Origin of the sequence: Proteus sp. NMG38-2 (assembly GCF_020640995.1) — a bacterium.
GTDB lineage: Bacteria > Pseudomonadota > Gammaproteobacteria > Enterobacterales > Enterobacteriaceae > Proteus.
In genome coordinates this window covers 456,793-469,436 of the sequence record NZ_CP085481.1, presented here as the reverse complement: position 1 = coordinate 469,436, position 12,644 = coordinate 456,793, and the positions used below count along the sequence as shown (strand labels likewise).

At 38.8% G+C, this 12,644-nt stretch carries 9 protein-coding genes; all 9 read right to left on the bottom strand.

The window, feature by feature from the left end; translation table 11 throughout:
- Positions 1–47: 47 nt before the first annotated feature.
- Positions 48–623, bottom strand: a complete 576-nt coding sequence (locus tag LG402_RS02315) for a tetratricopeptide repeat protein (protein ID WP_109409200.1) — start codon at positions 621–623, stop codon at positions 48–50.
- Entirely contained in the window at positions 614–1,717 is a 1,104-nt protein-coding gene (locus LG402_RS02310; RefSeq protein WP_227336363.1) for a hypothetical protein, read from the bottom strand. The genes LG402_RS02315 and LG402_RS02310 overlap by 10 nt, the downstream gene beginning before the upstream one ends.
- 193 nt (positions 1,718–1,910) lie before the next feature.
- A complete protein-coding gene (locus tag LG402_RS02305) occupies positions 1,911–3,107 on the bottom strand; it encodes a lactate oxidase (protein ID WP_227336362.1) in 1,197 nt (398 codons plus the stop codon).
- A gap of 127 nt (positions 3,108–3,234) precedes the next feature.
- Positions 3,235–3,858 carry an isochorismate family cysteine hydrolase YcaC gene (ycaC, locus tag LG402_RS02300; RefSeq protein ID WP_227336361.1) on the bottom strand — a complete coding sequence of 208 codons (624 nt, stop codon included), beginning with the start codon at positions 3,856–3,858 and terminating at the stop codon, positions 3,235–3,237.
- Between the two features lie 377 nt (positions 3,859–4,235).
- Positions 4,236–4,913: a respiratory nitrate reductase subunit gamma gene (gene narI, locus LG402_RS02295; protein WP_109409196.1), complete on the bottom strand. Its 678-nt coding sequence runs from the start codon at positions 4,911–4,913 to the stop codon at positions 4,236–4,238.
- Positions 4,910–5,635 (bottom strand): nitrate reductase molybdenum cofactor assembly chaperone, encoded by a 726-nt coding sequence (narJ, locus tag LG402_RS02290; protein WP_210813577.1) that lies wholly within the window; start codon positions 5,633–5,635, stop codon positions 4,910–4,912. Before narJ ends, narI begins: the two co-directional genes overlap by 4 nt.
- Entirely contained in the window at positions 5,635–7,188 is a 1,554-nt protein-coding gene (gene narH, locus LG402_RS02285) for a nitrate reductase subunit beta (protein WP_166539718.1), read from the bottom strand. The genes narJ and narH overlap by 1 nt, the downstream gene beginning before the upstream one ends.
- A complete protein-coding gene (locus LG402_RS02280) occupies positions 7,188–10,949 on the bottom strand; it encodes a nitrate reductase subunit alpha (RefSeq protein ID WP_227336360.1) in 3,762 nt (1,253 codons plus the stop codon). The genes narH and LG402_RS02280 overlap by 1 nt, the downstream gene beginning before the upstream one ends.
- Before the next feature lie 52 nt (positions 10,950–11,001).
- On the bottom strand, positions 11,002–12,396 hold the full coding sequence (locus tag LG402_RS02275) for a NarK family nitrate/nitrite MFS transporter (RefSeq protein WP_227336359.1): 1,395 nt from the start codon (positions 12,394–12,396) through the stop codon (positions 11,002–11,004).
- Positions 12,397–12,644 lie beyond the last annotated feature (248 nt).

Below are 12,644 nucleotides of genomic sequence, written 5' to 3'. Positions count from 1 at the left end.
TCAATATTGAGCGTGGGTTTTATTATTTAATTAAATTGAATTCTATTTTATTCCAAATCTTTTAATCTCAACTTAACTGTATCATCCCAATTTTTAATATAATCTTGACACTCTATACAACCTAAATCAGCCGCTTTTTTATAAAAAACTTTCGCTTTAGCAAAATCTAATGGAATTGAATGACCTAAAAAATATTCAGTTGCCAATGCTTTGTATCCATTGCTATATCCTGCATCACCAGCAAATTGGAAAAGGGTCATAGCCTTTTCAATATTATTAGCTTTATCATATATATAGCCTAGATTTACAGCAGATTGGCCTAAATAATTATCTTTTCTATCAATAGAACGTTGATAATATTTTTCAGCCTCCAAGCCGTTATTACTTTGATCATAGATTGTAGCAACCATCCAATTAGCATCGCTATTTCCATTATCTGCAAGTTTTATCAAATCATAAAATTCATCTGCTGTATTTGGCATATCAAGACTAAATGATGATAAAAAATCGGGATCATGTAAATAAACTTTATCTGGTACAAGAATATTAGCCATTATTTTTCCACTTAACATAATTGCCATACTAAAAAAAATGATTTGGCTCCATCTATTTTTTATAGCCATAAGTCACCATTATTAGGTAAAGTATTATTTTGTTGGGAAGAAAAATGGGTATTAAATACAATATCTGAAATTTCAGTATGATGGCCATCATTCCATACAACATCGCTTGTTAATAAAAATTGATTTCCATTTTCATCTATAACGCCATTTTTCTTATAATTTAAATTTATTGATTCTATGCCTGAGCACTCAATCTTAATCAATTCATCAGCATCTGTTTTTCCATCAATATTTTTATCTATCCATAGATTTAAAGAAGACCAGATTATATCGCTCTTATCAATTCTATTATCTTGATTGCTATCATATTGAGATAGTGCTTCAAACCCGTGTTTTGCATAGCCCTCTGATATATTAGAAGTATTATTACCAAACATTTCATTCCCATTATCTATAACACCATTTTTATTTTTATCAAATACAAGGAATGCACTATTATTATCTATCCATCCTGTCGATTCTTTTACTTCATCATTATTATGATCAAAATGAATACTATCATCATCAGGTAATGTAAAAATCCCACTCTCTGTTAATGCAATAACTAATGGAGTTTCAGCTTCTTGCTGCTCCAGAATATACTCTTCTATTTTTTCAATAATTTTATTTGGTGTATCTCCCATTAGCTGCAATATATAGTCAGGATTATTCTCACCATTTTCCGTTAAAGCCAATAAATGGTTTACAAAATCAATGCAATTATTAGTTAGTAAATTATAGCTACTCGGGAAATGCTGATAACTTCCATTTTTCATTTGCTCAATAGCATTGCTAATACGGTCAGATATTTCTGGTGAATATAATGGAAACGTCATACTTGTCACTTTATTAGAGTCATATCCTTTAGAATCATGAAACGTTAGATTATCAGCGCCGCCTTCCATTTTAGTGTCACCAAGACCCCAACCTATTGATTCGCCCCTAAATTCCACCCAGACATGCCCAAATGAAGACTTACTTGTTTGATTGTTAATATCTGTATATAAAGTACCAGAAGGAGCAATATTTACTTTTATAGTATCCACAATTGGGTAATGTTTATTTTTTATTTCATCACGTTCTATAAGGCCAAAATCTTGTCCTACATTATCCATTAATAACTTTCCTTGATTATAAAATAATCCTGTAAAACTAATTCTCCTTTATATAAAAGTCAAAAAAAATAAAAGTTATTAAATTTATTAAAAATACTGTTATATTATCTTAAGTTATAATTTTAAATAGAAAATTAAACCGCACTTAATATTTAACTTAAGTGCGGCTTTTAATTATCCAAATTACATTTAATTATTGATTAAAACTGGCATCGGTATAAAGTGGAGTGGCTTGAATATCTTTTACTGTTTTCGCCCCACCTAACATCATATTAATTTTTAATTCTTTATTTAAATGTTGGATAACTGAATTTACACCTTCAGCGCCCCCTAAATTTAATCCATAAAGAATTGGACGACCAACAGCGACAACATCTGCACCACTGGCTAATGCTTTAAAGACATGTGAGCCACGACGTACACCACTATCAAAAACGATAGGAACACGTTTATTTACCACTTTTGCAATCGCTGGTAATACATCAATAGTGGCTGGTGCGCTGTCTAATTGACGTCCACCGTGGTTAGAAACCCAAATCGCATCTGCACCCGCTTTAATTGCAGTATCTGCATCTTCAGGTGATTCGATACCTTTTACAATCACAGGTAAACCAGACATTTTTTTCACATACTGAATATCTGCTGGTGTGAAGGCTTGTTTAGCTTGAGCATAAATTTCGCTAATACCCGCACCTTTACCTGTTTTCGATTTGTCATCACTGATTTTTGCAAACGCTTCTAAGTTGGCAAAACCTAATGGAAATTGGAAATTATTTTTCACGTCATCTTCACGATAACCACCCACTGATGAGTCGATAGTCATAATGATACCTTTAGCGCCATACTGTTTTGCTTGAGATAAAATATACTCGTTAAAGGCATCATTTTTACTCATATACAACTGGAAAAAGAAAGGATAACCCGGTTGAGCATCTGCCACTTCTTTAATAGTTTTATTACCGTAAGTACTTAATGAAAAAATAGAGCCTGCTTTTGCCATACCTTTTGCTGTGGCGACTTCGCCTTGTTGATGTGCAAGCCCTTGAGCTGCCATCGGTGCCTGAATAATAGGCGTATCTAATTTAATACCCAAAAATTCTGTTTTTAAATCTAAGTCAGAAAATTCGATACCTTGTAATGAACGAGGCATAATATATTTTTTATCAAATGCCGTTGTATTTGAACGTAAATTATTTTCGTCTTCAGCACCACCTCGAATATAGCCGAAAGCCCCTTTTTCCATATTCGCCTGAACTTGTGCTTCCATCGCTTTTAGGTTAACTATTTTAATTGGGCCTTCTGCTGTACTTGCTTTATATTCAGCTGCTTGTGCAACGCCCACGCTTAATGCCATCGCAATAGCGGTTATTTTTAATAATTTATTTTTCATTTCTGATCCATTTATTAATTTAATCATGGGATTATATTTATAATTTAATAAATTTTAATTTTCATTAAATTATATTTACTGAAAAATAATATAAGCCCTATTTTTAGGAAAAACTTAAATTAATCACTTACTTTTTTGTTAAAGTATTATAGCTTGTCATAAGATTACGATAGTCTGGAATATGGTTAGCAAAGAGCGCACCTAATCCTTCAACATCATTACGCCAATCACGGTGTAACTCACAAGCTAAACCAAACCAGTTAATTAATTGTGCCCCTGCTTTTGACATTCTATCCCACGCAGAGTCACGAGCAATAGCATTGAAAGTCCCTGAAGCATCAGTGACAACAAACACTTCAAAACCTTCTTCAAGTGCTGATAATGCAGGGAATGCAACACAAACCTCAGTCACAACACCCGCAATAATTAGTTGTTTTTTACCTGTCGCTTTAACTGCTTTTACAAAGTCTTCATTATCCCATGCATTAATTTGTCCAGAGCGGGCGATATAAGGAGCTTCCGGGAACATCTCAACAAGTTGAGGCATTAGAGGGCCATTAGGGCCATCTTCAAATGAGGTGGTCAAAATGGTAGGTAAATTAAAGTATTTAGCGGCATTAGCTAATGCTAATACATTATTATTGAATTTATCAGGCTCGATATCTCTTACTAAAGAGAGTAATCCAGCTTGATGGTCTACCAACAGAACTGCAGCATTATTTTTATCAATACGATGATATGTAAAGCTCATAATAATCTCCGATAGTATAATAGAGTTAAGGCTCAATTAAATAATAGCGCCAAATTTACATGACAATACTCAGACCCTTTAAATTTACATTTTAATTTATTTATTATTAATAAATAATCGATTGTAAACTTTAAATATAATTAAATATCACGATATTTAATTAACTGATTATTGGTTTATATAAATTTATTCGTTTCGTTGAAAAGAATTATAAGTGTAATCATTCTTAAATGAATCTAAAGATTATTGTTTTAACCATTCAAAATTTTTGTTGATGTCTTAGGGCTGGAAAAAGAGATAAAAAAACCCCCGCGGGCGGGGGTGAGATAAGCGCAACTAAAAGGTCTCTAACTTACTATCAGGAGATAGATCATTCATTAATGACGATTACGCACAATTTGATAGCGACGAGTTAAGTACTCAACAGGTACGCTCCAAATATGGACTAATCGACAGAATGGGAATAATAAGAAAATCGTCATTCCTAAGAAAATGTGCAATTTAAATACCCATGCAACACCTTCAAGATTTGCTGAAGCACCACCATGGAATGTCACAATAGATTGTGCCCATGCCACCAGCTTCATCATTTCACTACCATCCATATGTTGTGCTGAGAACGGAATTGTTAGTAGACCTAATGCCACTTGAATAACCAGTAGCGTTAAAATCATAATGTCACCAAATGAAGATGTGGCTCTCACTCGTGGATTGGTTAAACGGCGTTTTAATAACATCACGCCCCCCACCAGCATTAACACACCACAAGTACCACCGCCTACCATCGCCATAATTTGTTTATATTCAATCGGTAAAAAAGATTCATACATCCAATGTGGTGTTAACATTCCCAGAAAATGACCAGCAAAAATACCGATGATCCCAACGTGGAATAAGTTAGATGCCAATCGCATATTTTTCTTGTCTAGCATCTGGCTAGAACCTGCACGCCAAGTGTATTGACCATAATCATAGCGTAACCAGCTACCGATAATAAAAACGGCACCAGCAATATAGGGATAGATATCAAAAAATAACATATTGATGTAATTCATTTTTGTGCTCCCGTATCCAACGAATTCCCCACATTGAGATATTGAACTGCCGTCTCTTGTGCAAAACGACGCTGATGTTGGCTAATATTGCTACTGCCACATTGCGTACCTTCTCCAAGGAACGTCACTTGTTCTTCTTCCCATACCGCATCTAACGCCGCAGGGGTATCATCTAAAGGCTCTTTTTCTACTTGAGCAGTGAGTTGTGATGCTTCTAATCCGCTTTGTGAAAGACAAAGCAATACATCAAAGAGAGCGTGATAATCACTGCCTCGCTGTTTTAAACGCTCACCTAACAGGGCCAAAATAGGCGCAATATTGTTTAGCCCTTCTATACACTCTGTGGTCGGTAAGAGTGTTAAATACTCAAGGTAAGTAGGCAAATAGTCTGGGAGTTCACGGCTACTTAATGTGATCCCCGCTTGTTGATATTGATTTAACAGATCAACCATTGCCTGACCGCGATCGCGAGATTCACCATGAACATGTTCAAATAACAACAGTGAGCGTGCTCGACCTCTATCAAAAAGTTCACTGTAGTTAGATTGTGCATCTAATAACTCTTGTTGCGTTAATGCGTGAATAAACGCCATCAATTTTGCAACTTGAGTCACAGGAAGCTCATCGGCCTCCTGTAATGCATCAATAAGCTCGCCACGGTTATCCCATAATTCTTGTGTGGGATAATCTAAAAGATGAGAAATAACTTTCAGAGAGATCATCATATTTTCTCCTCTGAACGACGTTCATCCTGAGGTGTTCTTGATGTGATATCAATCGCATCAATGCGATGACTATTAAACAAATTAAATTTGCTATCACTACCATGGCAGCCATCACCAAAGCTAAAACCACAACCATTACGTTCTGGGAAAGCTTCTCTTGCAAGTTCTCGATGGCTTGATGGAATAACAAAGCGATCTTCATAATTTGCAATAGCCAGATAACGATACATCTCTTGTGCTTGCGCTTCAGTCAAACCGACTTGTTCTAGTGCACTTAAGTCTGTTTTTCCTTCTACAGTTTCAGCACGTTTGTAATGACGCATCGCGAGCATGCGTTTTAATGCTAATAACACAGGTGTAGTGTCACCAGCTGTCAATAAGTTAGCTAAATACTGAACAGGAATACGTAAGCTTTCTACATCAGGCAATACACCAGTATGAGGTAACACCCCCGCATCCGCAGCTGACTGAATAGGTGACAAAGGTGGCACATACCAAACCATTGGTAAGGTGCGATATTCAGGGTGTAGTGGTAATGCCAGCTTCCAATCCACTGCCATTTTGTAAACAGGTGAACGTTGTGCTGCATCAATCACACTTAACGGAATACCTTGCTCTTCAGCTGCTGCAATCACTTCAGGATCGAAGGGATCTAAGAAGATATCTAACTGGCTTTGGTATAAATCTTTTTCATTATCCGCACTGGCAGCTTGTGAGATTTTATCTGCGTCATACAGCATTACCCCCAGATAACGGATACGCCCTACACAGGTTTCTGAACACAGTGTTGGCTGACCGGCTTCAATACGTGGATAACAGAAAATACATTTTTCTGACTTACCGCTTTTCCAGTTGAAATAGATTTTTTTATATGGACACCCAGTTAAACACATACGCCATCCACGGCATTTATCTTGGTCGATAAGCACAATACCGTCTTCAGCACGTTTATAAATAGCACCACTTGGACATGTCGCCACACAAGCAGGATTTAAGCAGTGTTCACATAAACGAGGTAAATACATCATGAATGTATTTTCAAACTGCCCGTACATCTCTTTTTGCATATTGGCGAAGTTTTTATCCGCAGCACGTTTGCTAAATTCGCCACCTAAATCGTCTTCCCAGTTTGGGCCTTTTTCGATTTTGGTCATGCGCTGACCGGTGATCAGTGAACGAGGACGTGCTGTCGGTAATGAGCCTTCTGGTGCATTTTTTAAATGCTCATAGTCATAATCAAACGGCTCATAGTAATCGTCCAATGCTGGAACATCTGGGTTGGCAAAAATTTTAGATAATAGACCAACACGGTTACCCATTCTTGGTACTAATTTACCTTTGATATTTTTGATCCAGCCACCTTTCCACTTCTCTTGGTCTTCCCAATTTTGGGGATACCCTGTACCTGGTTTTGTTTCAACGTTATTGAACCATGCGTATTCAACACCTTCACGGCTAGTCCAAACATTTTTACAGGTTACTGAACAGGTATGGCAACCGATACATTTGTCGAGGTTCAGTACCATACCGACTTGTGAACGAATTTTCATTATGCCTTCTCCTGTCCATTCAGGGTCTGTTGATAAGCATCACCTTCACCATCAAGCCAATCAATCTGTTTCATTTTACGCACCACAACAAACTCATCACGGTTAGAGCCCACAGTGCCGTAATAGTTAAAGCTATAAGCCAATTGAGCGTAACCACCAATCATATGGGTTGGTTTAGGGCAAACACGCGTCACTGAGTTGTGAATACCACCTCGCATTCCGGTTATTTCAGATCCTGGTAGGTTTATTTGGCGCTCTTGTGCGTGATACATATAAATCATGCCATCAGGAATACGCTGACTGACAATGGCTCTTGCCGTTAACGCACCATTACTGTTGTACGCTTCAACCCAATCGTTATCGCTAATTCCCATCTCTTTGGCATCATCTTCACTCAGCCACACTACAGGGCCACCACGACCTAGAGTTAACATGAGTAAGTTATCGCTATAGGTTGAGTGAATACCCCATTTTTGGTGAGGAGTTAGGAAATTCAGCGCTTTTTCAGGGAAACCATTTGGTTTTTTACCTTTAACCGCATCAATCGCTTTAGTATCAATAGGTGGACGATAGACCACTAAACTTTCACCGTAAGCACGCATCCACTCATGATCTTGATACAACTGCTGGCGACCACTTAACGTACGCCAAGGGATCATCTCGTGAACATTGGTATAACAGGCGTTATAAGAGACATGCTCATCTTCAAGACCAGACCATGTAGGGCTTGAAATGATCTTACGAGGCTGAGCAACAATATCGCGGAAACGAATTTTCTCGTCTTCTTTCACTTTGGCTAAATGAGTGTGATCGCGTCCTGTCACTTTACTTAATGCATCCCACGCTTTTACAGCCACTTGACCGTTAGTTTCAGGTGCTAAAGAAAGAATAACTTCGGCTGCATCAATCGCGGTTTCAATTGCTGGACGCCCTTTTGCCACACCATCATGACGGACACGATTGAGTTTTTTCAGGAAATCGACTTCTGTTTGCGTATTCCAACTGATCCCTTTACCGCCATTACCTAATTTGTCCATCAGAGGGCCAAGTGAGGTAAAGCGAGCATAGGTATTTGGATAATCACGCTCAACAGGAATAAGGTGTGGTGCTGTTTTACCCGGAATAAGGTCACATTCACCTTTTTTCCAATCTTTCACATCGAAAGGCTGTGCCATTTCAGCGGCAGAGTCATGTTGAATAGGTAATGTGACTAAATCAGTTTCAACCCCTAAATGACCTACACATAATTTAGAGAAGGTTTTAGCGATACCTTTATAGATTTCCCAATCTGTTTTAGACTCCCAAGCAGGATCAACGGCGGCCGTTAATGGGTGAATAAAGGGATGCATATCCGACGTATTCATATCATCTTTCTCATACCATGTTGCAGTTGGTAAAACGATATCTGAGAAAAGACAGGTACTTGACATACGGAAGTCTAAAGTCACCACTAAATCAACTTTACCTTCACCACCGTTATCTTGCCATTCCACTTCTTGTGGCTTAACTTGGCCTTGCTCGCCTAAATCTTTACCTTGTAATCCGTTTTCGGTTCCCAGCAAGTATTTCAGTAAATACTCATGTCCTTTACCCGCCGAACCTAATAAGTTAGAGCGCCAGATAAATAAATTACGTGGGAAGTTTTGTGGATTATCAGGTTGCTCTGAAGCAAAACGAATTTCACCTGATTTCAATGCATTAACGGTGTAATCAGCGGCACTAACACCTGCCTCTTGAGCTTTTTTCGCAATAGACAGAGGGTTTAAATTTAATTGAGGCGCCGATGGTAACCATCCCATACGTTCTGAACGTACGTTCATATCAACCAAGCTACCACTAAAGCGTGATTTATCGGCTAGTGGTGATAATAACTCTGTTGGTGATACGGTTTCATAACGCCACTGACTGGAGTGATTATAGAAAAATGACGTACTGTTCATATGGCGAGGCGGACGTTGCCAATCAAGACCAAAAGCTAAAGGCAACCAACCTGTTTGTGGTCGTAATTTTTCTTGTCCAACATAATGTGCCCAGCCACCACCACTTTGACCAACACAACCACAGAAAATCAGCATATTAATAATGCCACGATAGGTCATATCCATGTGATACCAGTGGTTAATACCGGCTCCCACAATCACCATAGAACGACCATGTGTTTTTTCTGCATTATCTGCAAATTCACGCGCAATACGGGTGATATCTTGACGGCCTACACCTGTCACTTTTTCAGCCCATGCTGGTGAATATGCTTTGATTTCATCGTAATCTGATGCACAGTTTTCATCATTTAAACCGCGATCAACACCGTAGTTTGCTAATAGCAAGTCATAGACGGTTGTAACGTATTTTTCTTCACCGTTCGCAAGTGTAATACGCTTAGCAGGCAGTTTATGAACAATGACATCATCAAGGGCAACACCTTCAAAGTATTCGCTCTTGATGCCACCAAAGTAAGGAAATGCAACGTCAACAACATCATCGTGGTTCTCTAAAAGCCCTAATTGTAAAGTGACTTCTTCACCACTCTTACCGTCTTTGGGCTCAAGATTCCATTTAGCAGCGCCTTCCCAACGAAAGCCCATAGAACCTTGAGGAGCAATCAGTTGCTGTGTTTTCTCATCAATAGCAATGGTTTTCCACTCTGGGTTTTTCTCCTGATCGAGATTGTTCACTAAATCAGAAGCTCGTAACATGCGACCCGCAACTAAATTGCCAGAATCATGTTTATCTAACATCACTAACATTGGCATGTCAGTGTAAGTGCGCACGTAGTTACTAAAGTATTCTGTTTGGCGTTTAACGTGGAATTCGTTAAGAATAACGTGTCCCATCGCCATTGCCATTGCGCTATCAGTACCTTGTTTTGGATTTAACCATTGGTCACACAGTTTAGCGATTTCAGCATAATCAGGTGTTACCGCTACGGTTTTTGTTCCTTTGTAGCGAACTTCTGTAAAGAAGTGGGCATCTGGAGTACGTGTTTGCGGTACGTTAGAGCCCCATGCAATCAGGTAAGAAGAGTTATACCAGTCCGCCGATTCAGGAACGTCTGTTTGCTCACCCCATGTCATTGGTGATGCTGGTGGTAAGTCGCAATACCAATCGTAAAAACTTAAACATGCCCCGCCAATAAGTGATAAATAACGCGCACCCGCAGCGTATGACACCATCGACATTGCTGGAATTGGCGAAAAGCCGATAATACGATCAGGACCATATTCTTTAGCGGTAAATACGTTAGAAGCAGCAATAATTTCATTTACTTCAGACCATGAAGAACGAACAAAACCACCACGTCCACGCGCTTGTTTATAGCTTTTAGTTTTTTCTGGTGAGCTAATAATTGAAGCCCAAGCATCGACAGGATCACTGTGTTGTGCTTTCGCTTCACGCCATAATTTAATTAAGCGTTTACGTACCATGGGATATTTAACGCGATTTGCGCTGTATAAATACCATGAATAGCTTGCACCACGAGGGCAACCACGGGGTTCATGATCGGGTAAATCTGGACGTGTACGCGGGTAGTCCGTTTGTTGGGTTTCCCAAGTTACTAACCCATTTTTGACATAAATTTTCCAGCTACATGAGCCTGTACAGTTAACACCATGAGTAGAACGGACAATTTTGTCATGTTGCCAACGACTACGATAACCATCTTCCCAATCACGATTAACATTTAATTCTTGGCCATGATCCTTTGAAAAGGTATCGCCAAGCTGTTTAAAATAGCGGAATCTATCGAGAAACTTACTCATCAGATACTCTCCCAATGCGCGCGAGCGCTCTCACATTGCGTATAATTCGTCATTATTGTTTATTGTGTTTACGTCCATAGACCAACCAAGTGATCAAGACGCAGGCGATATAAAATAGAACAAAGATTTTCATGGCTCCGGCAGGTGAGCCAGTCATTGCAAGCGATGTGCCAAAGGCTTTAGGAATAAAGAAGCCACCAATTGCACCAATTGCAGAGATAAAACCAAGCGCCGCAGCACTTTCTGTCACCGCTTCTTTTTGAGCAGCTTCATCGCAAGCGCCTTGTGCTTTCATGCGATCAACAGTGATTTTTCTAAACACCACTGCAATCATTTGGAATGTAGAACCGCTACCTAAACCCGCAGTTAAAAACAGCACCATAAAGACGCCATAGAATGCGATAAATGAGCCACCAGCACCGTTTTCAGGTAGTGTTAAGAAGAGTAAAGCAGAGAAAATTGCCATGATGATAAAGTTAATCAGCGTGACTCTAATACCCCCGAATTTATCAGACAAAGCGCCACCTACAGGACGAGCTAAAGCACCTAATAAAGGTCCAAAGAAGGCATAATGCAAAATAACGATATCTGGGAATTGGGTTTTAGATAACATCGCAAAACCCGCAGAGAAACCAATAAATGAACCAAAAGAGCACAGGTATAAAATGCTTAATAGCCAGAGGTGACCCCGTTTTAAAACAGGTAATTGCTGGCTTAAAGAGGCTTTATTAGCCGCCAGGTCGTTCATACCAAACCATGCCGCAAATGTCAGAATAAGTAAGAAAGGAATCCAAATCCATGCAGCATTTTCTAACCATAGACGTGAACCATCTGGCTGAACAACACCTGGACCACTAAACATTGCAAATACGCCAACGCCAATCACTAATGGTGCAACCAACTGCATAACGCTGACACCCAGATTACCTAATCCACCATTTAATCCTAATGCCCCACCTTGACGTGCTTTAGGAAAGAAAAAGCTGATGTTTGCCATACTGGATGCAAAGTTTGCTCCAGCAAAACCACATAACAGTGAAATAGCAATAAAGGTTGCGTAAGACGTTGTTGTATCTTGCACCGCAAAACCCAGCCAGAGACAAGGAATAATCAAAAATACGGTACTGATTGCTGTCCAGCGACGACCGCCAAAAATAGGAATAACAAAAGAATAAGGAACGCGTAATATAGCACCTGAGACTGAAGGCAGTGCAGTCAGCATAAACAACTGATCTGTGGTAAAGTTAAAACCTACTTTGTTCAAATTTACTGCAACCGCACTAAAAAGCATCCATACACAGAACGATAAAAGTAAACAAGGAACAGAAATCCATAAATTGCGTGAAGCGATCTTTTGACCAGTCTTTTCCCAAAAAGCTTTATCTTCAGGATGCCAATCTTCGATCACCCCTTTTCTCATTTTTTCTGGGTGTTGAGTGAGTGCCATAACAACCTCGATTAACGGTTAGATTGGCACCTTTTTACGATTAGAATTGTTAATAAGTCATGATCTGTATCAAGCAAACATTTGTTTGATTTTTAAGCTAAAGTGGTTGTTTACACCTAAGTATTAATAGGGTTATTCCTGATTTATCATTACAAATTATAAGGTTAAATAGAAAACACAATAATTTAGAGGTGAAATTACCCTTACCAGCTATTTAGAGGTAATACTTTAGTAGTATATGACATTTG

What these genes read in the sequence shown, in the direction of transcription:
- LG402_RS02280 (WP_227336360.1), bottom strand. Translation starts at nt 10,949, where the DNA reads ATGAGTAAGTTTCTCGATAGATTCCGCTATTTTAAACAGCTTGGCGAT.
- ycaC (WP_227336361.1), bottom strand. Translation starts at nt 3,858, where the DNA reads ATGAGCTTTACATATCATCGTATTGATAAAAATAATGCTGCAGTTCTG.
- narH (WP_166539718.1), bottom strand. Translation starts at nt 7,188, where the DNA reads ATGAAAATTCGTTCACAAGTCGGTATGGTACTGAACCTCGACAAATGT.
- LG402_RS02305 (WP_227336362.1), bottom strand. Translation starts at nt 3,107, where the DNA reads ATGAAAAATAAATTATTAAAAATAACCGCTATTGCGATGGCATTAAGC.
- LG402_RS02275 (WP_227336359.1), bottom strand. Translation starts at nt 12,396, where the DNA reads ATGGCACTCACTCAACACCCAGAAAAAATGAGAAAAGGGGTGATCGAA.
- narJ (WP_210813577.1), bottom strand. Translation starts at nt 5,635, where the DNA reads ATGATCTCTCTGAAAGTTATTTCTCATCTTTTAGATTATCCCACACAA.
- LG402_RS02315 (WP_109409200.1), bottom strand. Translation starts at nt 623, where the DNA reads ATGGCTATAAAAAATAGATGGAGCCAAATCATTTTTTTTAGTATGGCA.
- narI (WP_109409196.1), bottom strand. Translation starts at nt 4,913, where the DNA reads ATGAATTACATCAATATGTTATTTTTTGATATCTATCCCTATATTGCT.
- LG402_RS02310 (WP_227336363.1), bottom strand. Translation starts at nt 1,717, where the DNA reads ATGGATAATGTAGGACAAGATTTTGGCCTTATAGAACGTGATGAAATA.